This is a genomic window from Microbacterium allomyrinae, assembly GCF_020682705.1.
Taxonomy (GTDB): domain Bacteria; phylum Actinomycetota; class Actinomycetes; order Actinomycetales; family Microbacteriaceae; genus Microbacterium; species Microbacterium allomyrinae.
On sequence record NZ_JAGTTN010000006.1, the window covers coordinates 191,726 to 217,221 of the forward strand.

Here is a 25,496-nt window from a genome sequence, read left to right on the forward strand (position 1 = left end):
ACATTGTTCCAGGGGCCTTTCGGGTTGGGCGAAGAAGGTGTCGTCATGTGTCGGATGCGGCATTCGCCTGCTGGTCGGTGGACGCTCGCCATGCCGCATGAAGGGCCGCGTACTCGCCACCGGCTGCGAGCAGGGCCGCCGGCGAGTCGTCCTCGGCGACCCGGCCGCCCTGCAGCACGATGACGCGGTCGGCCGATTCGACGGTCGACAGGCGATGCGCGATGACCAGAGCCGTACGGCCCTCGAGCAGCGTCGCGAGTCCCCGCTGCACGATCGCCTCGCTCGGCAGATCCAGCGATGCCGTCGCCTCGTCGAGGATGATGACGGCCGGGTCGGCGAGGAACGCCCGCGCGAACGAGACGAGCTGTCGCTGTCCCGCCGAGAGTCTTCCGCCTCGCTTGTGCACATCGGTGTCGATTCCGTCCGGCAGCCGATCGATGAAGCGGTCGGCTCCGACGGCACGCGCCGCCGCCCGGATGTCGTCGGGGGATGCCGAGGGCCGGCCGATCGCGATGTTCTCGGCGATGGTGCCGCTGAAGAGGAAGCTCTCCTGCGTGACCATGACGACCGCGCGACGAAGGTCCGAGAATGCGAGGTCGCGCACGTCGATCCCGTCCAGGCGCACCTGACCCTCGGTGGTGTCGTAGAAGCGGGCCACGAGTTTGGCGACGGTCGACTTCCCGGCACCGGTCGTGCCCACGAGCGCCACGATCTGGCCGGCCGGGATGCGCAGATCCAGCCCGGGGATCACATCAGCGCCCGGGGTGTAGCCGAAGCGGACGCCGTCGAAGTCGATGCGCCCGCTCGCACGCGGCAGTGCCACCGGCCGAGCCGGCGCGGCCACCGACGGCTCTTCTTCGAGGAGCCCCGAGATCTTCTCGAGCGCGGCGACGGAGGACTGCAGCGAGTTGTAGAACTGCGCCATCTCCTGCACGGGCGCGAAGAAGCGCTTCGCGTACAGAAGCGCCGCGATCAGCACGCCCACCGACAGCTCTCCCGCGAACACGCGGTAGCCGTCGACGGCGAGGACTGCCGCGACCGTGACGTTGCCGATGAGCACGAGTCCCGGGTTGTAGACGCCGATCAGGCCCACGGCGCGCTGGTCGGTCAGACGGTAGTCGTCGGCGAGTTCGCGGTGCCGCGCGATGTCGTGACGCTCTCGATGGAAGGCCTGCACGGCGCGATTGCCGGCCATCGTCTCGACGAACTGCACGATGAGCCGTGACGAGGCGACGCGGGTGGATCGGTAGTGCAGCTGCGAACGGACGTGGAACCACCGGGTGAGCAGTGCCACGGGCACGGACGCCGCCACCAGCACGAGCCCGCTCCAGGGATCCAGGAACAGCAGCATCACCGCGACGAACACCATGAACAGCAGGCCCGAGAGCAGCTGGTTGACTCCCGAGTCGAGGAGTTCCCGCACGGCATCCAGATCCGACGTCTGACGCGCGATGATGCGCCCCGACGTGTACGTCTCGTGGAACTCGAGGCTCAGCCGCTGGGTGTGGCGGAACACCCGCCGCCGCAGCTCGAAGAGGACGGCCTGGGCGATGCGGGCGCTCAGGCGGATGGACCAGAACATCAGCAGTCCGCCCGCGAACGCGACGGTGATGTAGCCGAGCCCGGCCCCGAGCACGCCGGCCGGATCGCCGGCGGTCAGCTGCGGCAGCCCCGTGTCGATCACGAACGCCACGAAGAGGGGACCGGCGGCCTTCGCCGCCTGGGCCGCCGCCACCAGGGCGAGCATCAGGGCGAATCGCCACCGCATCGGCCGCAGCAGCGATCCGAGCAGTCGCATCGACCGCTTTCTCACGGTGCGCGCGAGCGATCGCTCCAGATCGACGTGATCCTCGTATGCCACCCCGCTCATCGACCCACCCCGTTCATACGACGATCTCCGCTTCGATGAGAGTCTCGGCAACCGTCTCGGCCTGCGTGCTCGTGATGACCGACCGGTAGTGCGCGCTCGTCGCGAGCAGTTCGGTGTGCGAGCCGATGGCGACGATGCGGCCGCCGTCGAGCAGGGCCACCCGGTCGGCGAGTGCGACGGTCGATGGACGGTGGGCGACGACGAGCGTCGTGGTCTCGTGCAGGTGGGCGCGCAGGCGCCGGGTCACGACCTCTTCGGTGTGCACGTCCAGTGCCGACAGCGGGTCGTCCAGAACCAGGATGCGCGGCGATGCGGCGATCGCGCGCGCGAGCGAGATGCGCTGGCGCTGCCCGCCCGAGAGGTTGAGCCCCTCCTCGCCGATGACCGTGTCGACACCGTCGGGAAGCGCGCGGACGAACTCCGCCCCGGCGGTCGCGATGGCAGCCTCGAGCACGTCGTCGCCGGCGTCGGGGACGCCGAGGAGGATGTTCTCGCGCACCGTGGCGGAGAACAGCACGGGATCCTCGAAAGCGATCGACACGTGTCGCCGGAGGGCCGTCCGCTCCACATCGCGCACATCGACGCCGCCGATGAGCACACTGCCCTCGGTGACGTCGTACAGTCGCGGGATCAGCTGGACGAGCGAACTCTTGCCTGCACCGGTCACCCCCACGAGGGCGAGGGTCTCGCCCGGCTCCAGCACGAGGTGCAGGTCATCGAGCACGGCCGGAGCGTCGGGCGCGGCATCCGGATGCCGGAAGGTGACGCCGCGCAGCTCGAGTCGCCGCGCCGATGCCGGAAGCGGAACCGGATCGGACGGATCGAGGATGGTGTTGGGCACGTCGAGCACCTCGAAGAACCGGTCGATCGCCGCCTTCGCGTCCATCGACATCGCGAACTGCTCGCCCAGTCGGCCCAGGGGTCCGCTCACCACCGCCGCCGTCCCGAAGAAGGCGACGATCGCGCCCACGCTCAGCTGGCCCCCGGCGACGAGGAATGCGCCCACGACGAGGGCCGATGCCAGCGCCGCCTCGGGCAGCGCCGTCAGGATCAGCGAGACGGTCGACAGCGACCGCGCCTTCTCGATCTCGGTGGCGCGCAGCAGATCCGCCTGCGTCGAGAACGACGCGAGCGCCGCGCGACCTCGACCGAAAGCCTTCAAGATGCGGATGCCGCGCACCGACTCCTCGACGGTGGTCGCCAGATCGCCCGCCTGGTCCTGCGCGAGACGCGACGCCGTCTGGTAGCCGCGGCGGAAATGGAAGCTCGCCACCGCGACCGGAATCGCGGCGGCCGCGAAGATGGCGCCCATGATCGGGCTCGCGAGGGTCATGAGCACGATTCCGGCGATGATCGTGATCGTGTTGACGCAGATCATCACCATGCCGAAGCTGATCCAGCGACGGAAGCGGCGGATGTCGCTCATCGACCGCGAGAGCAGCTGGCCGCTGCTCCACTCGTCGTGGAAGGCCGCCGGAGCATCCACCAGGTGCTCGTAGAGCCGGACTCGCAGATCGGCCTCGAGCTTGGCGCCGGGCGCGAGCACGAGCTGGCGGCGCGCGACGAGCAGGCCCGCCTCGAGCACGCCGAGCCCCAGCACGATCGCGACACCGACCCAGAGTCCCCGAGGATCGTGAGTCACGAAGAGAGGTCCGTTGACGATCCACTGCAGCACCTGCGGGATCGCGAGGGCGACGCCGCTCGCCAGCACCGCGGTGAACATGCCGAGCGCGAGTCGCGGAACGACCGGCTTGGCGAGCGGATAGAGGCGCAGCAGCGAGTGCGACAGCGTGGACTCCCGGGGTCGGGTCGCGCTCACGAGGTGCGGTCGAGGGGGATCTTCTCGCCCGCCTCGACCGCGAACGGCAGCCGGTTCTCCGCGGGCGCCAGCGGGCACGGCGAGTAGTCGGTGTACGCGCACTGCAGGTTGGTCGCGCGGTTGAAGTCGAGCACGACGCGATCGGTGCCGTCGCTCGGAAGCGCGACGCCGAGCGTGCGGCTCGCGGCGTAGGTCGTCACGCCGCTGGTCGCGTCGCGGAACAGCAGGGTCGCCTGTCCCGCGCCGCGCGCGATGAGGGTGAGCGCGTAGCTCTCACCGTCGATCGTGAACCGCACCCGGCCCGGAGTGGAATGCGTGTGGGTGATCTCGGGGATCGCTGCAGCGATCGGGATGTCTCGGGGCTCCTCGGCCTCGAAGACGGCCTCGATGACCCAACGCGGGTGGGGCGCGAAGGTCGGCGTGCCGCGGTATCCGACCCGCAGCCCGTGATCGGGGTACAGGGGCCGCACGAGATCCCGGCCGCCGCGACGCGAGAGCTCGACGACCACGTCGCCGAAGCCCGCGCGATGGAAGGTGCGCTCGCCGATGACGCCGTACTCGTGCCGGCCCGAGACCTGCACGCCGTCGATCACGAAGACCTCGCCGGGATCGAGCTCGACGACGGGGCCGCGCTCCCCCGTCGACCAGACTCCCGGCACGCCGTCGAAGCGTCGCGGGTGGTCATCGAGGAAGTTCACGCTCGTGTACGCCAGGAATCCGTGCGGCGCACGGCGGCCCGTCTCGAGTTCGTCGTGCCACTGCTGCCAGTCGCGCGCGAACGCGTCGAGCTCGGTGGCGGCTGGGCTCACGCCCCCGGAGGATCCGGGCAGCGCGCCGGCGGTGCCGGGAGGGGGTGTGGGGATTGTCGTGGAGGTCTCTGCAAGGGTCATGTCATCGCTCCTTCTGATGTGGTGTTCGTGGGCCGCGCTCAGGCGACGCCGAGGTTCTCGCGCAGGGTCTCGAACTCGTAGTCGGCGCGGAAGCGCCCGCGGTTCTGCAGCACCGCGACGGGGCCGTCGATGAACGATTCGAGGCCGTCGGGCTGCCGGTCGATGTTGATGTTGAAGCCGTCGGACGCTCCGTCATCGACCCAGTCCGCGATGTCGTCCGCGATCTGCTCGGGCGTGCCGATCAGCACCCGATGGCCGCCCGTGAGGTTGTTGTAGAGCAGTTGCCGAACCGTCAGCCGGCCCCGCGCCTCGGCGATGATCTGTTCGCGGTGGCGCGCGACGAGGGTGTCCTCCAAGGGCGCCGAGAGCTCGTCGTACGGCAGCTCCTCGTCCAGGACGAGCCGCGACGCGGCGATGCCGAGGCGCTCGGCGAGCTGTTCGAGCAGGTAGTCGGCGTCGAGCTGCGCATCGAGTTCCGCCTTCCGCGCGTGCGCGGCCTGTTCGGTGTCGCCCACGATGACCCAGAGTCCCGGCAGCACCAGCAGCTTCTCGGGGTCGCGGCCGTGCTGGGCGGCGAGCCCCTTCACGTCGGCGCTGAAGCGCTGCGCGAGCTGCTTCGTGCGCTGACCCGTGAAGAGCGCGTCGGCCCACGTCGCTCCGAACTCCCGGCTGCGCGCCGAAGCGCCGGCCTGGAAGAGCACGGGACGCCCGCGGTGGCCGCCGGTGAGCGGCAGCACGGCATTCGTGGAGTAGAACTCGCCCTCGTACTCGACCGGGCGCGTCTGCGACTCGTCGATGTACAGATCGCGCGTCGGGTCGTTCACGATCGCCTCCTGCGGGAGCGAATCCCACAGGCCCGTCACGATCTCGACGAACTCGCCGGCCTTGCGATATCGCGTCTCACTGTCGAGCGCCTCGGTCTTGCCGAGCGCATCGAGCGTGGGCGGGTTCTGGCTCGTGATGATGTTCCACGCCGCCCGTCCCTTGCTCACGTGGTCGAGACTCGCGATCTGGCGCGCCGTCACGAACGGACTGCCGTGGATGGCCGGCACCGTCGAGACCAGACCGATGGCCGAGGTGTGCTGCGCGATCGCCGACAGCAGCACCGTCGGATCGAGACCGCGCCAGGGCCGGCGCACCGAGTTCTCGCTCAGCGAGCCGAGGGAGTCCGCGAAGAAGATGCCGTCGAGCTTCCCCTTCTCGGCGAGGCGGGCGACGCGCACGTAGTAGTCGACGTCGGTGACGAGACCCGCCGCATCCGGCAGCGTCTTCCACGCGGCGTCATGGCGCCCCGCCGTCTGCAGGTTGAGGTTCAGCCGAATCTGCCGTGGTGGCTTGGTCATGTCGGTCTCCGGGGGTGCGAAAGAGAGTGGGGGATGCGGCGGGTCGCGTCGTGCGCGCGGATCAGACTGCGACCGGCTGGCGGGCCGCGGCGGGGCGCCAGCCGAGCGCCGGAGCGACCTCGGTCGCGAGCAGCTCGAGGGCGCGGATCGAGGCGTCGAGTCCGGGGCGGCCGGGGTTGAACTGGGCGAGCAGATCGGTTGCGAGCGGCAGCACCCGCTCGGACTGCAGCTGCGAGATGACCTCGTCGGGGTGGCCGTAGTGGGCGTGATACCGGAAGAGCGCGTTCTCGAGCGTCTCGGGGCCGAGCGGACGGCCGCCCGCGTTGGAGCGGCGCACGTTGTCGATGAGGGCGTCGCCGATGTGATCGAGCGCGGTGCGGCGGTCGTCGGCCGCGAAGATCAGCCGCGACAGACCGATGCGGGGAGGGCGTGGTGCCGTCCACTCCGAGAGGTAGCGCTCGGCCCACGCCCGCTGGACGACGTCGGTGGGCTCCTCGTAGCCGTACGTGGCACGGTTGAGCAGGAGGTTCGCTCCCTCGCCCGCGACATGGGCCGCGCCGTCGGCGCTGAAGACGCCGTGCCACGAGCGGTTGTCCGCGAGGTCGCGCGCGGCGGCCTTGAGGACCGTCCCGTCGGCATCGAGCGGCTCGCCGCGCAGGGCTGCCCGCACCGTGGCGAAGCGCTCGGTGGTGAGCTCACGACGGCGCTCGAAGTCCTGCTCGAAGATCGAGTAGGCCACCTTGTCGAACCCGGTGCCGACGCCGAACTCGACCCGTCCGCCGCTGATCGCGTCGAGCACCCCGATGTCCTGCGCGAGTTGGACGGGATGGTGCAGCGGGATCAGCGTCACCGCGGTGCCGACGTGGATGTTGCGCGTGCGCGCCGCCGCATTGGCGAGGAAGATCCACGGCGAGGCGAGCCCGTCGGCGGCTCCCGGACCGAAGTGATGCTGAGCCACCCAGCCCGAGTCGAAGCCGAGCTCGTCGGCGGCGACGAAAAGCTCGAGCGCGTTGCGGTAGGTCTCGGCGAGATCGGCGCCGCCCTCCACATGGGTCAGAAATCCGAGGCGGAAGGCGCTGTCGTGGCTCATGAGCTTCTCCTAGGGAACCGGGGTACGGGTCAGACCGTAGTGATTGTGCAAACCAGGTCGGAAAATTGTTTGACACATTCCGTCGCTTTTGCCACAGCCTCAGCATCCGTCGTCCTCCTGCGCAGCCGCGAGCAGGCCCGGAAATGCCGACGAGACGGCCTCGTACGGGGGCGGCCTCCACGCGGGCGAGCCGAGATCGTCGGTAATGTGTGAGCAGACGATCGGGGCGTGTTCCCGTTCGTCGGACATTGTGCGAAACCGGGGTTGGCAGTCCCGGACCGCCGCGCCTGACTGCAGGGGGATGGACATGACGGTCGTCGACGCATCGGATCGGACGGCGTCCGCATCGTGGCTGCTGCAGCGCATCCCCGGCCGCAGCGCCCGGGAGATCGGCGAGGGGATCGTCGCCCTCGTCACCGCAGGGGACCTCGCCGTCGGCACGCGGCTTCCGACCATCCGCGAGCTGGCCCGCGCCGCCGACCTCAGCCCCGGCACGGTCCTGGCGGTCTGGAACCAGCTCCGCGCCGCGGGTCTCATCGAGACCCACCGCCGCGGCGGCACCATCGTCGTCGACGACGGGCTGGGCGACGGCTCCGAGTCCGACCGGACGACGGGCGCACGAGCGACCGGCCGCGGCGCGGCGGCACCGCGCACGTGGGCGACCGTCGACCTGCACCAGTGCGCACCTGACATCTCGCTGCAGCCGGGCCTGCGCAACGCCCTGCTCGAGAGCCTCGCCGACGAGAGCCTGAACGTCTTCGGCCGCGAGTACATGACCGATCCGCTGCGCCGCGCGGTGGCTCCGACGTGGCCCTTCGCCGCGGAGGCATGGGCGACTGCAGGCGGCGGCACCGAGGCGCTGCTGCTCGCCGTCGCCGCGGCCGCCGAGCCGGGTTCGCTCGTGGCCGTGCACGAACCCGCGAGCCCCGGCCTGCTCGACACGCTGCGCGTGCTCTCGCTCACGCCGATCGGCGTGGCATCCGACGACGACGGCCCGACCTCCGCGTCACTCCGCGCGGCCGTGGATGCCGGCGCCACGGCGTTCGTCGTGCAGCCGGGCGGCGAGTTCGCCCTCCACGGCCGGACCACGCCGGAGCGGGCGGCCGAGCTCGCCGACGTCATCGCGGACTCGCCCCGGCGCGTCTGGGTGGTCGAGGACGACGCGATCGGTCCCCTGGCCGCCGTCGAGTCCCCGAGCCTGGGCGTCGCTCTTCCCGGGCAGGTGATCCGCGTCCGCAGCTACTGCAAGGCCTACGGCATCGACGTGCGCACCTCGGTGCTCGGAGGCAGCCGCGATCTCGTCGAACGCACCATCGCCCTGCGCAGCCATGGGGTCGGCTCCAACAGCCGCATCCTGCAGAACGCGCTCGCGCACCTCGTCGGCAGCGCGGCGGCCGCGGCGTCGGTCGCAGAGGCGCGCGACGTCTACGCCACCCGCCGCGAGTCGCTGCGCGCGGCGCTCGAGAGCCGGGGCCTGACGGTCGAGACGGGCCCGCGCAGCCTCGTGCTCTGGGTCGACGTCGACGACGAGACCGACGCGCTCGTCTCGCTCGCGGCGAAGGGGATCTCGGTGGCCCCGGGCAGCAGGGTGTTCATCGCCGCGCCCGAGCGCAGCGTCATCCGCATCTCGCCGCTGCAGCTCCCCGACGACGCCGACGCGATCGCCGAGCTCGCGGATCAGGTGGCGAAGGCGGCACGCGGCGGAACGCGCGAGTTCTTCGACTGACACCTTGTGCACGCGCGGCTCCTGACCCTGCATGTCGTTATGTAACAGGACACAGAACGCGCTCGCTGCCTCCGGACGAACAATTGCCTCGTCTGAACACCGGAGGAATTGCACATGGTTGCCAAGAACGAGATCAGCCGCGGCGAGCGGCACGTCGATTCGGTGCTGCTGCCCCGCAGCACACCGCCTCGCGAAGTCGAAGTGCTCGTGGTGGGCGCGGGACCGGCCGGACTCGCGACCGCGCTGGAGCTGCACCGCCATCGCGTGGACGTCGCCGTCGTCGACGCCGCGACGTCGTTCCGCCTGGAACGCGCCGGAGCGATGGGGCACTCGGCCCGGACGGTGGAGTTCTTCCAGCAGTGGGGCGTCGCCGACCGGGTGCGACGCGGCTGGACCTTCCCGCCCGAGTGGAACCTCGGAACGCAGCTGCGCACCTCGCTGGCAGGCCATGATCTGCGCAGCGTCGAGCGTCCGGCGTTCGACACGCGCCCGGCTCATCCCTTCTCGTTCGCATCGTCGATCCGCAGGCCCCAGACCGCACTGCAGCAGGCGTTCCTCGACCAGCTCGCCGATATCGACGTGGTCGTGGCCGGGGGCTGGCGTCTGGTCGGGATCGAGGAGGACGCCGACGGCATCACCTCGACCCTCGAGCACATCGAGGTCGGCGCCCGCCGTGTCGTGCGGTCGAAGTACCTGGTCGGAGCCGATGGCGCGCGCAGCACGGTGCGACAGCTCGCGGGCATCGAACGCGAGGGGGCCTACGCGACGGAACGGCACTTCCGGTTCGTCGTGCGCACGGTCGGCGACTACGTCGGAGGCGATCCCTTCCCGAGCGGCTCGAACGTGATCGTCAACGACGTGCACTCCGGGTTCCTGGCGGCGCTGAGCGAGACCGACTGGCGCGTCTATGCGGGCCCCTACCCCCTCGATCACGTGCCGACACCCGAAGAGCTGCTGCACATCGCGCGCGCCGCCTTCGGATCGGATGTCGAGCTCGAACTCCTCGACGCGACGCCGTACTTCAAGAGCACGCGACTTGCGCGGCAGTTCCGTCGCGACAGGGTGCTGCTGGTGGGGGATGCCGCACACGTGCGCACTCCCGGCGGCAACCTCGGGGAGGGCTTCGGCGACGTGTTCAATCTGGGCTGGAAGCTCGCCGCCGTGCTGCATCGCACGGGCGGCGATGCTCTGCTGGACTCCTACGATCGGGAGCGTCGCCTGCACAACCGCCGAGTCGGCGCCGCGGCCAAGGCGCGCGCCGACGCGACCGAGCACAACGTCGCCGACGCGCGAGCGCTCGGATTCCCCGCCGACGACGATGTCACCCCCGAGGCCGAAGAGCGCAGACGTGTCATCGGTGAGATCCTCGCGCGCGGCGCGGGTCCAGACTGGGGCGTCCAGTTCGACGAGCGCTACGACGACTCCCCCGTCGTCTGGTACGAGCCGGAGCAGACGGCCCGCGAGGCGGCCTGGGATGCGCGCACCTACGAGCCGAGCGGCCTGCCCGGCCACCGGGCGCCGAACGGAGTCATCGATCCCTTCGGCGGCACGCTCTACGACCGGATCCGAGGCGACGTGGTCCTGCTGGTGCTGTCGAAGGAGGCATCCGCCGTCGCGCTCTTCGAGCAGGCCGCGGCCGATCGGTCCATCGATCTCGAGGTGATCCACCTCGCCGATGCGAGCGCGCAGGCGCTCTACGGTGCGCCCTACGCGCTGGTGCGCCCGGACCACCACGTCGCCTGGCGCGGGACAGGCCAGGACGTCGACGCCGGTGCGGTGCTGGACCTCGCCTACGGCCGCACGGCGCCGGCGACGATCGAGCCGGCCCGGCAGGAGCTGACAGCAGCGATCTGATTCCGCCGCGACGAGTGGGCCGGCGAATGCCGTCGGCCCACTCGTCGTATTTATCTTCGGATGTCGGAGGGAGGCGAGAGTATGAATCATGGCCTTTTTCTCCGATCTCGCTCAGCACCTCGAAGTGCTGCGCGATGCGTTCGGGGGCGACGTCGAGGCCGAGCATCTGCCGGCGCTGGTCGAGCGGCTGGGTGACGAGAGCGTCGTCGCGGCCCTCGAGGCTGCGACGGGTCTGGTGCGCGCCGGCGAGAAGGTCCGCATCGCCGCAGCCGGCGTCGCCGCCGCACGGTCGACGCGAGAGGCGGGTCATGACGGGCTCGCGCAGAAGCTCGGCCATCGGTCTCCGGCCTCGCTGATCCAAGAGATCACCGGTGCGACGAGGGCAGAGGCCGCGAAGCACGTGCGCCTGGGTGAAGCCCTGCGCGCGGCAGCGGTGATCGAGCCCGACGACGACGCGGTGGCAGATGCTGCGACCGCGGCCGATACGGAGGGCGCGGGGTCGACCGTGGTGCCCTTGCCTGAGCCGTGGCATGCACCGCTCGGGCGCGCACTGCTGGCAGGAATCATCGGTTCCGCGCAGCACGACGCAATCCTGCGCGGGCTCGGCAACCCGCCCGCGCCGGCCGACGCTGCTCCGGATGACGCCGACGGTGACGCCGATGGTGACGCCGACGCGGTCGCGGAGGCACGCGAAGCCTGGTCGGTCGCGGCCGAGCATCTCATCGTCGAGGCGCAAGAGCGCACGGTCGAAGAGCTCGGCCGCACAGCGCGCACCGTGCGCGATCAACTCGATCCCGAAGGCGCGCAGCGGCGATTCGACGACCAGTTCGACGAGCGGGCCTTCCGGCTGTGGCGGGATGCCGACGGTGTGCGTCGGGGATCGATCGTGTTCGACGATCTCGGGGGCGCGTGGGCCCAGACGATCCTCGACTCCGCGCTGCGGCCGCGACGAGGCGGACCCAGGTTCGTCGACCCCGACGAGAAGGCGCGCGCGGACGAGCTGATCGCCGACCCCCGCAGCAACGATCAGCTCGCCTACGACCTGTTCCTCGATGTGCTCCGCGCCGGAGCGCTCGCGGATGCGGCGACCGTGTTCGGAACCCGCCAGGCGGGCGTGCGAGTCCTCGTGACACGCGCCGCTGCCGACGCCGACGCAAGCGGCGAACCCGCTGTCGCACTCGTCGAGGACGACCAGACCTCGATCCCCGCGTGGCTGGTGCGGCAGCAGGTGTGCGATACCGGCACCGTGCCGTGCACTCTCGACACCACCGGCAGCCCCCTCGATGTCGGCCGTGAGGCACGCCTGTTCACTCCACGGCAGCGAATCGCCCTCGCGGCGCGTGACGGCGGCTGCCGCTGGCGTGGCTGCGACCGCCCCGCCTCCTACTGTGAAGCGCATCACATCGACGAATGGGTACGCGATTCCGGCCGCACCGACATCGACCGCGGCGTCCTGCTCTGCCGCTGGCATCACACGGAACTGCACCACGGCGGCTGGCGCATCACCCGACAGGGGCGCGGCGACTTCGTCCTTCATCCGCCGCCCGGCAGGGGCACCCCGATCGTTCTCGCGCCACGTCTGGCACTCCGCTATGCCTGGGCCGACCTCGACCCACCCCCCAGACGATTCCGCCGTGTTGCGTGAGCGGGCGATCACGGTCATTTGCGGTGGGTCGAGGCTGGTTCTGTGGGCCGACGTCAGGGGAGGACAGGACGATGCTTCGCGACCGCGATTCCCAGATCTGCACCGACCCATGCGCCGGAGTCGCCGAGTACCCGCTACCGGTGATGGTCGCCAGCCCGGCACCTCGGCGAACTCCAGACCCTCCGCCGACCAGATCGCCAGACATCCCCGGACCTGGCACGAAGACTCGGGACCTTTCACGACGCCCGCACGCCTCGCGGCGACCGGCGCACAAGCGCCGGCTGGCACGTCCGAGGCGACACGTGCGGCGCTCACCAGCACGGCCGAGCTCGTCAGACCTCGCGACCAAGGCTGGGCGCGCAGAATCTCACCGCCAAATGACGGTCGTCACCATCACCGAGGGTCACGAAGCGCCCGGGTCATCACGAAGGCCGGGGTCATCACGAAGGCCGGGGTCAGCGCGAAGGCCGGAACCAGCACGAAGACCGGGGTCAGCACGATGGCCGGGGTCAGCACGACCGAGGGGTCACGGGGCGCGGGTCATCACGAAGGCCGAGGCCATCACGAAGGCCGGGTCATCAGGAAGGCCGGGATCACCACGACCGAGGGGTCACGAGGCGCGGGTCAGCACGATGGCCGAGGTCAGCACGAAGGCCGGGTCGTCACCATGGCCGAGTCCTCCGACCATCAACACCCGCGTAGTTGTCACCCCGCCACGCGCGGGAGTACGGGAATCGCCGGAGCACGTTCCGGAGAGCCGAGGTGCGGGTGGATGTCGCGGGCGAGAGTCGTCAAGCCGTCGCGGTACTCCGGCGCATCGAACGGGAGCGGGATGCTGAAGAGGATCTCCGTCGAACGCCGAGCCGTGGCATCCGCCCCGAGCGACCCCAGGATGTCATCCACCGAGCCGAACGCGATGTTGGCGTCGACGAGGTGCTCTTCGACGCCGCGAGTCAGATCCGCACGCCGATAGTAGGCAGGGCTGCCCTCGGCGTACCGGCGATACAGCGCGAGCGCCTCGGCGCGATCCCGCGCGGGCAGCACGACCCGCGAAACCGCGATCCGCGGCACGGAGCTCGCAGGCAACTCCGCGAGATAGGCGTCGATGAGCCGGGCCTGCGCAGCCCCCGTGTCGCCCTCGGCCGCTTTGCGGTGAAGCTGGAGGCCATCACCGGCACGACCGGCGGCGGCCGCGGTGGCGGCACGACTCGTCGCCTGCCAGAGACGCTCGCCCAGGTGCTCGGCTCTCGGATACAGTTCCACGGCGCGATCCGCGGCTCGGCCCGAGAGAGTGCCCCGCAACCGGTCGAGCGCGGCGGCGAACAGCGCGTCCCGGTCGCCCTCGTCGAGATCGAACGCCTCGAAGGCGGGCGAGGCCCACCCCCCGCGGTTGCTCTTGCCGAGGCCGAGCTCGAGTCGGCCGTCGCTCAGGACGTCGACCACCGCCGCCGTCTCGGCGAGCGCGATCGGGTTCTCGAAGGCCAGGGCGATCACGGCCGTTCCCAGGCGGATCGAGGCCGTCCGCTGCGACAGCGCGGCGAGGAAGGTGAGCGCCGCGGGCAGCCCGTTCGTCGCGACGTGGCCTTCGGCGACCCAGAAAGAGTCGAAGCCCACGCTCTCCGCGTGGACCGCGAGGTCGATGATCGCGCGGTAGTCGCGGTGCGGATCCCCCGTCAGCGGGGGCACCGCGAAATGCCCCAGCCTGGGCGGTGCGCCGTCCGCTGCGGCGCTCGGATCGTCGGGGATCGCAGCGGCCATCGTGAGCTCCTCCTTGCGCGGACACGCATCCGCATCGGTTCGACGCACCGCGGGCAGGCGAAGGTGCGACGAGGACGACCGTATGCAGTCCTGAACAATACGCACAACCGACGTGGCACATGAATGGAATGTGTGTCATTTTGTGACCGACTATGAGTCAGAATGTCGACGCCCGTCGCGCGCGGCCTTGTCCGGTTCCCACACTCTCGGGAACGCCGTCGAACCCGACGGAGAGCGAATCGCACCGAGAGGCCCATCCATGAGCAGCCCATCCGTCGACAATGCAGGGCGACCGAGAGCGCGCACGCGCAGACTCGTCAGAACCTTCGCGCTCGCCGCGGCCGTAGCGACCCTCCTGTCGGCGTGCGCCTCGAACGCGCCGGCCGGACAATCGGCGCCCGACGAGGAGCAGGTGATCCGCTGGGCGGTGACGCAGCCGTTCGCCAACTGGGATCCGATCGTCACTGGAAGCACCGCCAGCACGCGATATCTCACGCCGATCTACGAATCGCTGACCTCGATCGACGAGTCCGGAAACCTCGCACCCGGCCTCGCCGAGTCCTGGGAGTACAACGACACCGGCGATGCGGTGACCTTCCACCTGCGGCCGGAACAGACCTTCCACGACGGCACACCGGTCGATGCCGCCGCGGTCGCCGCGTTCATCGAACGCGCCAAGACCCAGCAGAACTCGGCACTGATCGGCGACTACGCGACCATCGAGTCCGTCTCGGTGGACGACGACCTCACCCTGACGGTGCACCTCACCCAGGTCGACTATCAGATCCCCTATCTGCTGAGCGTGCGGGGCGCGCTCATCACGAGCGCCGAGGCGGCCGCCGCCGACCCCGACAAGCTCAACGTGTCGGAGCCGATCGGCGCCGGCCCGTTCAAGGTGGTCGAACTCGTTCCCGAGAGCCGCATCGTGCTGGAGAAGTTCGAGGACTACTGGGACGCCGACAACATCCACATCGACCGCATCGAGATCGAGTTCGGCATCGACGGCTCGACCATCGTCAAATCGCTGCAGACGGGCGTCTACAACTTCGCCATCATCGAGGCCAAGTCGGTGAAAGAGGCGGAGGATGCCGATCTCGACGTCTGGTTCGGCGACCAGTACGCGTGGTTCGTGAACTTCCTCAGCATCAACGTCAATAAGGAGCCGTTCACCGACCCCGCCGTGGTCGAGGCGATCAAGCACGCGATCGACCGCGACGAGATCGTCGACAAGGTGACCCTCGGTTACGGCAAGGCGGTCGATCAGCCCTTCCCGCCGGGGTACATCGCGTACGACGAGCAGTCGGAGGATGTCTGGGACTACGACCCCGAGAAGGCCTCCAAGATCCTGGCCGAGGCCGGCTACGAGCCCGGAGAGCTCGCGATCCCGCTGTCGATCTCGGTCGAGAACCCGACCGCCGAGATCATCCAGGAGCAGCTCGGAGCGATCGGCATCGACGTCACGATCGACATCGATCCGAACTGGCGCGTGGGCTACTTCGGCAAAGAGACGCCGCTGTCGCTCTACGGCTACTTCGGCCGCGACTCCCCGGTGCAGGCCCTCACGGCGAACTACGACCGCGACGGCGTCCTGAACCTCAGCTCGCCGTACGTGTCGGACGAGTTCACGTCGGCGCTGCGCACGATCCGCGAGACGCCGCTGGACTCCCCCGACTATGAGCGCCTGCTGCGCGAGGCGACCCGCGCGGGCGTGGCCACTTCGCCCACCGTCCACCTCTACACCGTCCCCGCGTTCTACGCGAAGTCGACCGAGGTGTCGGATCTGCCGACCATCCAGGGCCAGCTGAGCTGGAAGGGCGTCACCGTCGGCGAGTGATCGCGCAGGGGTGGGCCGCGCAAGGCACCGGCCCACCCCTCCGACACAAAACGCAACGCGACGAAATCGGACGAATTGACGGGTGCACAAAGCGCCGTGATTCGTCACACTTTCCACTTCACGACGAACTGCGATGCGCGGCATCCGTCAGCCACAGACCTTCCATTACCGCGTGTTTCCGGCCGAATCGCCCCGATCTCGCCCGGTTCCCATGCTGATACAAAGTCACCCGATTGAAACGGAATTGTCATGGTCATCAGACTCACCGGACTGCGAGCCGCTGTCGCGGCCGCTCTCGTGGGCGCCCTCGCGCTGACGGGCTGCGCCAGCGCCGCCGACAGCACGGGCGACGCTGCCGAGAGCACCGAGCCCGCCGTGCTGCGGTGGGCCGCCACCCTGCCCGCGCATTGGGACCCCATCGTGCAGGGCAGCGGGTTCAGCTTCAACCTCACGGCGCTCGCCTACGCCTCGCTGACCGAGATCGACGAGGACGGCAACGCCGCCCCCGGACTCGCCGAGAGCTGGGAGTACAACGACGCCGGCGACGAGGTCACCTTCCACCTCCGCGAGGGCCTGGAGTTCCAGGACGGCGAGCCGGTGAACGCCGAGGCCGTGAAGCTCTACATCGAGCGCGCGAAGACGCAGGAGAACTCGGCGCTGCACGGCGACCTGACCTCGATCGAGAGCGTCACAGCCGACAGCGACCTCGACGTCACGGTGCACCTGACCCAGGTCGACCACCAGATCCCGCTGCTGCTGGGCCGCCGTGTCGCACAGATCACCAGCCCGAAGGCCGCGGAGGACCCCGAGAAGCTGGACCAGTGGCCGGTCGGCGCCGGCCCGTTCACCGTCGTGGAGTACGTGCCCGAGTCACACATCTACTTCGAGAAGAACGACGACTACTGGGATGCCGACAACATCCACATCGACCGCGTCGAACTCTCGACGGCTCCCGAGCCGTCCACGCTGGTCGCCTCGATCAGCACCGGGGTGTACGACTTCGCGTACGGATTGCAGGCCTCGCAGTACGACGCCGCGGTGGACGCCGGGCTCGACGTCGCACAGCATCCCGTCTACTCGGCATCGAACATCAGCCTGAACATCAACAAGGCTCCCTTCAACGACCCGGCCGTCGTGGAAGCCGTCCGGTACGGGATCGACCGTCAGGAGTTCCTCGACAAGGTCGCGTTCGGCCATGGCTACACCACGACCCAGCCGTTCCCCGAGGGGTACATCGCCTACGACGAGGAGTCGGCCGACCTCTGGCCGTACGACCCCGAGAAGTCGAAGAAGATCCTCGCCGATGCCGGGTACGCGCCCGGAGAGATCGTCGTGGACTTCGTCGTGAGCGCCGAGTCGGTGTCGAACGAGATCGTCCAGTCGCAGCTCGCCGCGATCGGGATCACCGCCAACATCCAGGTCGCTCCCGACTGGGCGGGTCCGTTCTTCGCGAAGGACCTGACGCTGTCGACCTACGGCACGACCGGACGCGAGTCGCCGGTGCAGACCCTCACCGCCCACTTCGGCCCCGACGGCCCGCTCAACCTGTCGAGCCCGTACGAGCCGGAGGGCTTCGAAGAGGCCGTCGCGCTGGCGCGCGAGACGCCGCTGGACAGCCCCGACTATGCGGAGAACCTGCAGGCGGCCACGCGTGTCGGCCTCCAGAGCGGCGCACTGATCTTCACGTTCGGGGCGCCGACCCTGATCGTCAAGTCCCCCAAGGTCTCGGATCTGCCGCAGATCCCCGGTCAGATCCACCTGACCGGCGTGACCATCGAGCCGTAGGCCTCGCGGCGGTGCCCGGCCATGCCGGGCACCGCCCCACCTCGGCACGAGATCCCCCCACACCACGAGACCGCACACCACGAGACCCGCGCACCACGAGAAGGGAGCAGCCATGGCCATCGCCACCATCGATCCCCACCGCACCACGGAGACCCCCGCCACCTCTGCCGGTCGCACGGCATCCTCGAAGCGGTCGAGCGGGGGCCATCGCTCGGTCCGGTTCCTGCTGCACTCGCTGGTCGTCTTCGCGACGGTGTTCTTCTTCGCGACATTCATCACCTTCGCGCTCCAGGAACTCAGCGGGCTCAGCCCCGCCCACCTGCAGCTGTCGGAGTCGGCCACGCCCGAGCAGATCGCCGCGCTCGAGCACGAATGGGGACTCGACCGCCCGTTCATCGTGCAGTACTGGGACTGGCTGACCGGCATCGCACGCGGCGACCTCGGCGAGAGCTGGTACAACGGCGCGAGCATCGCCGACCTGCTCGCGTCGCGCGCGCTGATCAGCCTGTCGGTCGCCGGACTCGCGCTGCTGATCGGCATCGTGTTCGGCTTCGGCTTCGGCGTACTCGCCGCCGTGTTCCAGACGACGTGGATCGACCGCTCGATCACGGCGTTCACCACGTTCATCTCGGTGATGCCCTCGTTCGTGGTCGGCATCGCACTGGTCGCGGTCTTCGCGGTGGGACTCGGATGGTTCCCCTCGGCCGGATACGTGCCGATCGAGCGCGGCGGCTTCGATCAGTGGCTGTGGCACCTGTGGCTGCCCGCGATCGCGCTCAGCTTCGACACCGTGGCCGATGTCGCGCGACAGATGAGGACGGGCCTCGTCCAGGCGTACCGCGACAACTACGTCACCGGAGCGGTCGTTCGCGGCCTCGGACCGAAGCGCATCTTCTTCGTGCACGTGCTGCGCAACGGCAGCGGGCCCGCCCTCACCGTCCTCGGCATGAAGTTCCCCAACCTGCTCGGTGGCGCCGTCGTCACCGAAGCCATCTTCGGACTCGCCGGCTACGGCAAGTTCGCCGCCGACTCGGCGAGCCGCGGCGACGTGCCGGCCGTGCAGGGCGTGCTGGTCGTGGCGATCGTGCTGGTGGTCCTGTTCAACCTGGTGGTCAACGTGCTGCTCGTGCGGCTCAATCCCGCTTCGGCGAGAGGGGTATGACGTGATCCGACGAGTTCTGCGCCTTCCCGCCGGCCGCTTCGCGGTCGCCTTCCTGGTGCTCATCACGTTCCTGGCCGTCTTCGGCCCGGCGCTCGCGCCCTTCGACCCGCTGCAGGGAACGGACGACGCTCTCGCGCATCCGACCGCGGCGCACTGGCTCGGCACCGACTACCTCGGACGCGACGTCCTCAGCCGGATCCTCGCCGGGTCGACGGTGAGTGTGCTGGGCGCCGTCCAGGTCGCGCTCATCGCCCTCGTGGTCGGCGCCATCCCCGGCATCCTGTCGGTGTACTTCGGCCGGGTCTTCGAGTGGTTCACGCTCCGCTTCGTCGACACCCTCATCGCGCTGCCGTTCCTCGTGTTCGCCGTGGCCGTGACGGCCCTCCTCGGCAACGGGATCCCGCAGGCGATGCTCACCGTCGGCATCCTGGTCTCGCCGCTGTTCTATCGGGTCGCCCGGGCCGCGACGCTCTCGGTGGCGCGCTCGCAGTACGTCGAGTCCGCGATCCTCGCGGGTGCCTCGACGGGATGGATCGTCCGCACGCACGTGTGGTCCAAGGTGCTGCCGCCGATCGCGATCGCCCTCGCCAACACGATGGGCATCGGCTTCGTCGTGGTCTCGAGCCTGACCTTCCTCGGCATCGGCGTCCAGCCGCCCGCGCCGACGTGGGGCGGAGTGCTGGCCTCGGACCTCGGCTATCTCAACTACCGCCCCTACGCGCCGCTGTTCACGACGGTTCTGATCATGGTCACGGTGTGGGCCTTCAATCTGCTCGCGGACGTGATCCGGGATGTCGCGGGCGAGTCCGGGCGCGCATTGCTGGCCGAGCAGGGGTCCGGCAGACGCAAGAAGAACGACACGACGCGCGAATCCGCCGTCGCGAGCGCATGAGGAGGATGACATGACCGACACACTGAGCGCCGTACTCACCGCAGAGAACGACATCGTCGCGGCCGCCGCCGACACCGCAGACGAGGCGGACGTCGTCCTCCGCGTCGAAGACGTGCGGATCCGCAACCAGCACACCGGGAAGGATGTGGTGCACGGCGTCTCGTTCGAGTTACGTCGTGGTCACGTCGTGGGCATCGTGGGCGAGTCCGGCAGCGGCAAGACCCTCACCTGCCGCGCCGTGCTCGGCATCCTGCCTCGGCTCTTCGAGGTCTCGGGCGGCCGCATCGAGCTGCTCGGCCGGGATGTCGCGACTCTCACCCCGCGCGAGTGGACGAACCTGCTCGGCACGAGCATCACGGCGGTGTTCCAGGACCCCGGCTCGTATCTGAACCCGTCCATCCGGGTCGGTGCGCAGATCGCCGAGGTGATCCGGGTCAAGCGCCGGGTGAGCCGCCGCGAGGCGAAGGCCCGCGCCCTCCAGCTGCTCGCAGACGTGCGTCTGCGCGATCCGCAGATCGTGTACCGCAAGTATCCGCACGAGCTTTCGGGCGGGATGCTGCAGCGTGTGCTGATCGCGGCGGCGATCTCGCTCGATCCGCAGGTGCTGATCGCCGACGAGGTGACCACCGCGCTCGATGTGACCGTCCAGGCCGAGATCCTCGACCTGCTGCTGGATCTGAAGACCCAGCACGGGCTGTCGCTCATCGTGGTCTCGCACGACCTCGCCGTGGTGGCGCAGACGTGCGACGAGGTGCTGGTGCTGCGTGACGGCGCGGTCGTGGAGCACGGCCCGACCGACAGCATCCTGTTCGATCCGTCGCACGACTACACCCGGCTGCTGATCGACGAGCACAACCACTACGGGCTCGACCGGTTCCGCACCGGTGAGGACGCACCACCCGCCGCCACGGGATCACAGGCCCTGGTCGACGCCGAAGGAGCCCGACGTGTCGCGTGAGCGGGGCGGCCTGTCCGCCCCGGGCGATCCGCTCGTCGAGGTCGAGCACCTCGCCGTCCATTACGGCACCGGCCGCGAGCGCACCCAGGTCATCTTCGACGCCGGGTTGCAGGTCGCGGCAGGGGAGTCGGTCGGCCTCATCGGCGAGACCGGCTCGGGAAAGTCGACGCTGGCCCGCGCGATCGTCGGTCTCGTGCGTCCGAGTTCCGGCCGCGTGCGGATCGCGGGCGAGGACGTCACCGGATTCGGCCTGCGGCAATGGCGTGACTTCCGCCGCCGCGGGATCATCCAGTACGTCTTCCAGGATCCCCTGCGGGCGCTGGATCCCGATCTCACGATCGAGCAGTCCCTGTCCGAGCCGCTGCAGGTGCAGCGCCGGCTGTCGCGACAGCAGATCCGCGACCGGATCGTCTACCGGCTCGAGCAGGTGCGCCTGGACTCCTCGCTGCTGGAACGCTTTCCCGGAGAGCTGTCCGGCGGCCAGCGGCAGCGTGTTCTGGTCGCGAGGGCGCTGGCGACCGAGCCGCGGGTGCTGATCCTCGATGAGCCGGTCAGCGCGCTCGACGCCGCGAACCGGGTCGCCGTGCTCGAGATCCTCAACACGCTGCGTGCGAACGGAACCTCGCTCGTGTTCATCTCGCACGATCTCGGCTCGGTCGCCGGCGTCACCGACCGCGTGATCGTGCTCTACCGGGGCGAACTCGTCGAGACCGCCGCCACCACCGACATCGTCAACCGTCCCGAGCATCCGTACACCCGTCTGCTGGTCGGGTCCGCACCGACCCTCTCGTCGGGCGCCATCGACCGCGAACGTCGTGCCGAGCTCCGCCGGCTCTTCGAACCGTCTTGACACACCCCCCACTCAGGAGAACGAACATGTCCGAACGAAAGCTCAAGCTCACTCTCAGCGTCTATGGCGTCGGAGGGCCCGCCCAGCACAGCCTGTGGAAGGATCCCCGCATCCCGAAGGACGCGAGCATCGACATCCGCTGGTACATCGCCCGCGCACAGCAGGCCGAGGCCGCGAAGTTCGACGCGCTCTTCATCGTCGACAGCCAGTTCATCAACGCCACCTACCCGGCGCACTACCTGAACCGGCTCGAGCCGCTCACCCTCCTCTCGGCCGTCGCGACCCACACCACCCGCCTCGGACTCATCGGCACCGCCAGCTCGACCTACAATTCGCCGTTCAACCTCGCGCGACGCTTCGGCTCGCTCGACCAGATCAGCGACGGCCGCGCCGGCTGGAACGTCGTGACCAGCTTCGACACGGGGACGTCGCGCAACTACGGCCTCGACGAGCACCTCGACTACGAGACCCGCTACGGCCGCGCGCTCGAGGCCGTCGAGGTCGTGCGCGGCCTCTGGGACTCGTACGAGGACGACGCGTTCATCGCGGACATCGAGCGCGGGATCTTCCTCGACCCCGACAAGCTGCACGCGCTCAACCACCGCGGCGAGCACTTCCGCGTCGACGGCCCTCTGAACCTCTCGCGCTCGAAGCAGGGTCAGCCGGTCATCTTCCAAGCCGGAGTGTCGGAAGAGGGCCGCAACCTCGCGGCGCACGTGGCCGAAGGCATCTACGCCCCCGGTGAGGACTTCGACTCGGCCGCGGAGTACTACGCCGACGTCAAGGGGCGCCTGGCCGCCGTCGGCCGCGAGTGGGACGACCTCGTGATCCTCGTGGGGGCAAGCCCCGTGATCGCGGCGACGGATGCCGAAGCCCAGAGCCTCGCTCGCGAGATCTACGAGGCCGACAACGACTTCGACCGCAAGCTCGCCGCATTCGGCCGCGCCTTCGGGGCGTACGACTTCTCGGTCCACGATCTCGACGCCCCCTTCCCCGACCTGGCCGCCGAGGCCGAGAAGGGCGGCCGCACGCGCGGCACGAAGATCCTGGAGCGAGCCCGCGAAGGCGGCCTCACGCTGCGCGAGACGGTGCTGGAGTTCACCCAGTACAAGCCGTCGCCGTTCATCGGCTCGCCGGCCACCGTCGCCGACACCATCGAGCGGTGGTTCCGCGGCCGCGCCGCCGACGGCCTCAACCTGCGCCTGCGCACGCCCGACGACATCGACCAGTTCGCCGCCGAGGTCGTGCCCATCCTGCAGGAGCGCGGGATCTTCCGCACCGAGTACGAGTCCGACACGCTCCGAGGCAACCTCGGCCTGCGCATTCCCGAGAACCGCTTCGCGGTTACGTCCGAGCTCGCCGCCGCGAGCCTCTGAGAGAGGAGACGCACATGGTGAAGCGTCAGATCAAGCTGGGCCTCGTGCTGACCGGCGCGGGCGGTCCCGGCAACCACAATCTGTGGCTCGACCCGGCGATCCCCGCGAACGCGAGCGTCGACATCGAGTGGTACATCGCGAATGCGCTGAAGGCGGAGGCTGCGAAGTTCGACCTCGTCTTCATCGTGGACAGCCAGTTCATCACGCCGGATTCCCCGCCCCACTACCTGAGCCGCCTCGAGCCGCTCACGCTGCTGTCGGGCGTCGCGACGCGGACCCGCAGCATCGGGCTCGTGGGAACCCTGACGACCTCGTACAACGCGCCCTTCAACGTCGCCCGCCGCTTCGGCTCGCTCGATCACATCAGCGGCGGCCGTGCGGGATGGAACGTCGTCACCAGCGGCGATGCCGGCACCGCCGGCAACTACGGGCTCGACGAGCACTACGACTACGACACCCGCTACGGACGAGCGAGCGAGCACGTGAAGCTCGTGCGGGCGCTGTGGGACTCGTACGAACCCGACGCGCTCCCCCGCGACAGGGCCACGGCGCGCTTCCTCGACAGCGACAAGCTCCACGCTCTCGATCATCGCGGCGAGCACTTCTCGGTCGCCGGACCGCTCAACCTCGAGCGACCGCCGCAGGGGCAGCCGGTGATCTTCCAGGCGGGCGACTCCGCTCAAGGGCGGGACCTCGGCGCCGAAGTCGGCGAGGGCATCTTCACCCACGCGGCGACGCTCGCGCAGGCCAAGGCGTTCTACGACGACATCAAGACGCGCGCCGTCAACTCGTACGGCCGGCGCCCCGAAGACCTCGTCATCCTTCCGGGAGTCGGCGTGATCGTGGGCGACACGGAGGACGAGGCACGCGAGCTCGAACAGCACTATCGCACCTCGGATCACTCGTTCGACCAGGCTCTCGCCGAACTCGGACGTTCGTTCGGCTGGCACGACTTCCGCCAGTACGAGCTCGACGAGCCGTTCCCGCAGCAGACGCTCATCTTCGCCGAGAACAGCTTCCGCACGGGGGCGCAGCGGATCGCCGGCCTCGCCGCAGACAACGGATGGTCGCTTCGCCAGGTCGTCGACAACAGCCTGCGCCGAGCCCCCGGTCCGTTCGTGGGAACCGCCGAGACGGTGGCCGGGCGCCTCCAGGAGTGGTTCGAGGCGTACGGCGTCGACGGCTACAACATCCACGCCGGGCATCCTGCACAGCTGGATCGCTTCATCGACGAGGTCGTCCCGATCCTCGTCGAGCGGGGCCTGTTCCGCTCCGAGTACGAGTCCGACACGCTGCGTGGCAACCTCGGTCTGCAGGTTCCGCAGAATCGCTACGAGGCCGCCCGGCAGGCGGAGGCCGTGCCTGCCGGCGTCTGAGCGAGTCCAGACCAGAGGGGAGGGCGCCGGCTTCCGGCCGGTGCCCTCCCCTTCGTCATGCCCTCGGGCTGATCCCGCGGCGCGGGCAGAGGCGAGTGACGCGATGCGCGGGGACGACGGATGCCGCGACCCTCGCGCACAGGCGGAGTGGCGACGCCGGGCACGGATGCTGCGCCCTCGTGCAGAGGCGGGGGTGGGTCGCGGCGTGCCGGAAATGACGGACACCGCGCGCCCTCCCGCACCGACGCGGTGCCCCGGCGCGCCGGCGTGCCGGCGTGCCGGAACGACGGATACCGCGCCCTCGCGCACAGCCGGGTGACGCGATGCGCCGGCGTGCCGGAACGACGGATACCGCGCCCTCGCGCACAGCGGGGTGACGCGATGCGCCGGAACGACGGACACCGCGCGCCCTCCCGCACCGACGCGGTGACACCGCGCGCCGGCGTGCCGGAACGACGGATACCGCGCCCTCGCGCACAGCCGGGGTGACGCGATGCGCCGGAACGACGGACACCGCGCGCCCTCCCGCACCGACGCGGTGACACCGCGCGCCGGCGTGCCGGAAATGACGGATGCCGCGACCCTCGCGCACAGGCGCGGGTCGCGGCATCCGTCAGTGCGTCACCAGGTCGCGACGTACTCCGAGGAGCGGATCGCGGACGCCTGCTCGATGAGCGGCAGCGACCGGTCGACGGCCTGGCCGACCCGGCGCACGACGTCGGGCGAGGTGAGCTCGTAATCGGTGAAGTCGCTGTTCGAGGCGTACACGCCGATCGGCAGGGTGAGCGCCTGGAAGAAGCCGAACAGGGGCCGCAGCTGGTGCTCGAGGATGAGCGCATGGCGCTCCCCGCCGCCGGTCGCAGCGACCAGCACCGGCGTGCCGACGAGCTCGTACTGACCCACGAAGTCGAACAGGTGCTTGAACAGTCCCGTGAACGAGGCCCGGTAGACGGGACTCGCGGCCACGATCAGGTCGGCCGATTCGATCGTCTGAAGCGCCTGCTCGACCTCGGGGGCGACCTCGTCGCGGCGCAGGGCCCCCGCGAAGCTCGGGCCGAGCGCGGCCACCTCGATCAATGTCGTCTCCGCAGGCACGCGCTCCCCGATCCGCTCGAGGATCGTCCGCACGAGGGCGGTCGTGCGGCTCGGCTCGTGAAGCGAGCCCGAGACGCCGACCACGCGCAGCGGCCGGTCGTTGGGCAGCACCACGCTCATCGCGACTGCTCCCGTGCAGAGACGGGCGTGGGATGGCGGAGGCGATGCACGTC

The 25,496-nt window shown here is 69.7% G+C and carries 19 protein-coding genes; 11 read left to right on the forward strand and 8 right to left on the reverse strand.

What is annotated here, in order from left to right:
* Positions 1-43 precede the first annotated feature (43 nt).
* The 5 genes from KEC57_RS16150 to KEC57_RS16170 all read right to left on the reverse strand — a co-directional run bounded on the left by KEC57_RS16150 (position 44) and on the right by KEC57_RS16170 (position 7,012).
* Complete coding sequence (locus KEC57_RS16150) at positions 44-1,870, reverse strand: ABC transporter ATP-binding protein (RefSeq protein WP_229385718.1); 1,827 nt, start codon at positions 1,868-1,870, stop codon at positions 44-46.
* A gap of 13 nt (positions 1,871-1,883) precedes the next feature.
* Positions 1,884-3,689: an ABC transporter ATP-binding protein gene (locus tag KEC57_RS16155; RefSeq protein WP_229385719.1), complete on the reverse strand. Its 1,806-nt coding sequence runs from the start codon at positions 3,687-3,689 to the stop codon at positions 1,884-1,886.
* On the reverse strand, positions 3,686-4,579 hold the full coding sequence (locus tag KEC57_RS16160; RefSeq protein WP_229385720.1) for a DUF1684 domain-containing protein: 894 nt from the start codon (positions 4,577-4,579) through the stop codon (positions 3,686-3,688). Before KEC57_RS16160 ends, KEC57_RS16155 begins: the two co-directional genes overlap by 4 nt.
* A gap of 38 nt (positions 4,580-4,617) precedes the next feature.
* Entirely contained in the window at positions 4,618-5,922 is a 1,305-nt protein-coding gene (locus KEC57_RS16165; RefSeq protein ID WP_229385721.1) for an NtaA/DmoA family FMN-dependent monooxygenase, read from the reverse strand.
* 61 nt (positions 5,923-5,983) lie between these two features.
* Entirely contained in the window at positions 5,984-7,012 is a 1,029-nt protein-coding gene (locus tag KEC57_RS16170) for an LLM class flavin-dependent oxidoreductase (RefSeq protein WP_229385722.1), read from the reverse strand.
* Between the two features lie 307 nt (positions 7,013-7,319).
* On the opposite strand from KEC57_RS16170, the gene KEC57_RS16175 reads away from it, so the two are divergent.
* The 3 genes from KEC57_RS16175 to KEC57_RS16185 all read left to right on the forward strand — a co-directional run bounded on the left by KEC57_RS16175 (position 7,320) and on the right by KEC57_RS16185 (position 12,237).
* On the forward strand, positions 7,320-8,738 hold the full coding sequence (locus KEC57_RS16175; RefSeq protein WP_229385723.1) for an aminotransferase class I/II-fold pyridoxal phosphate-dependent enzyme: 1,419 nt from the start codon (positions 7,320-7,322) through the stop codon (positions 8,736-8,738).
* Positions 8,739-8,852: 114 nt separating this feature from the next.
* Positions 8,853-10,592 carry an FAD-dependent monooxygenase gene (locus tag KEC57_RS16180; protein WP_229385724.1) on the forward strand — a complete coding sequence of 580 codons (1,740 nt, stop codon included), beginning with the start codon at positions 8,853-8,855 and terminating at the stop codon, positions 10,590-10,592.
* An 88-nt stretch (positions 10,593-10,680) separates the two neighbouring features.
* Positions 10,681-12,237 (forward strand): DUF222 domain-containing protein, encoded by a 1,557-nt coding sequence (locus tag KEC57_RS16185; protein ID WP_229385725.1) that lies wholly within the window; start codon positions 10,681-10,683, stop codon positions 12,235-12,237.
* A 393-nt stretch (positions 12,238-12,630) separates the two neighbouring features.
* Here the strand turns inward: KEC57_RS16185 and KEC57_RS19015 are convergent, their stop codons facing one another.
* The gene (locus tag KEC57_RS19015) at positions 12,631-12,753 is read right to left on the reverse strand and encodes a hypothetical protein (RefSeq protein WP_267492724.1); all 123 of its coding nucleotides are present in this window, start codon (positions 12,751-12,753) and stop codon (positions 12,631-12,633) included.
* A gap of 189 nt (positions 12,754-12,942) precedes the next feature.
* A complete protein-coding gene (locus KEC57_RS16190; RefSeq protein ID WP_229385726.1) occupies positions 12,943-13,995 on the reverse strand; it encodes an LLM class flavin-dependent oxidoreductase in 1,053 nt (350 codons plus the stop codon).
* A gap of 259 nt (positions 13,996-14,254) precedes the next feature.
* On the opposite strand from KEC57_RS16190, the gene KEC57_RS16195 reads away from it, so the two are divergent.
* From KEC57_RS16195 to KEC57_RS16230, 8 genes are all read left to right on the forward strand, one after another.
* Positions 14,255-15,829, forward strand: a complete 1,575-nt coding sequence (locus KEC57_RS16195) for an ABC transporter substrate-binding protein (protein ID WP_229385727.1) — start codon at positions 14,255-14,257, stop codon at positions 15,827-15,829.
* Between the two features lie 249 nt (positions 15,830-16,078).
* Positions 16,079-17,614, forward strand: coding sequence for an ABC transporter substrate-binding protein (locus KEC57_RS16200; RefSeq protein ID WP_229385728.1), 1,536 nt, complete (start codon positions 16,079-16,081; stop codon positions 17,612-17,614).
* Between the two features lie 112 nt (positions 17,615-17,726).
* A complete protein-coding gene (locus tag KEC57_RS16205) occupies positions 17,727-18,776 on the forward strand; it encodes an ABC transporter permease (protein WP_229385729.1) in 1,050 nt (349 codons plus the stop codon).
* Between the two features lies 1 nt (position 18,777).
* Positions 18,778-19,668: an ABC transporter permease gene (locus KEC57_RS16210; protein ID WP_229385730.1), complete on the forward strand. Its 891-nt coding sequence runs from the start codon at positions 18,778-18,780 to the stop codon at positions 19,666-19,668.
* 10 nt (positions 19,669-19,678) lie between these two features.
* Positions 19,679-20,626, forward strand: a complete 948-nt coding sequence (locus KEC57_RS16215) for an ABC transporter ATP-binding protein (protein WP_229385731.1) — start codon at positions 19,679-19,681, stop codon at positions 20,624-20,626.
* Positions 20,616-21,476 carry an ABC transporter ATP-binding protein gene (locus tag KEC57_RS16220; protein WP_229385732.1) on the forward strand — a complete coding sequence of 287 codons (861 nt, stop codon included), beginning with the start codon at positions 20,616-20,618 and terminating at the stop codon, positions 21,474-21,476. Before KEC57_RS16215 ends, KEC57_RS16220 begins: the two co-directional genes overlap by 11 nt.
* A gap of 26 nt (positions 21,477-21,502) precedes the next feature.
* Complete coding sequence (locus KEC57_RS16225) at positions 21,503-22,852, forward strand: NtaA/DmoA family FMN-dependent monooxygenase (RefSeq protein WP_229385733.1); 1,350 nt, start codon at positions 21,503-21,505, stop codon at positions 22,850-22,852.
* Positions 22,853-22,866: 14 nt separating this feature from the next.
* Positions 22,867-24,228 (forward strand): LLM class flavin-dependent oxidoreductase, encoded by a 1,362-nt coding sequence (locus KEC57_RS16230; protein ID WP_229385734.1) that lies wholly within the window; start codon positions 22,867-22,869, stop codon positions 24,226-24,228.
* Positions 24,229-24,849: 621 nt separating this feature from the next.
* Here KEC57_RS16230 and msuE read toward each other — a convergent pair.
* Complete coding sequence (gene msuE, locus KEC57_RS16235; protein WP_229385735.1) at positions 24,850-25,443, reverse strand: FMN reductase; 594 nt, start codon at positions 25,441-25,443, stop codon at positions 24,850-24,852.
* Positions 25,444-25,496 lie beyond the last annotated feature (53 nt).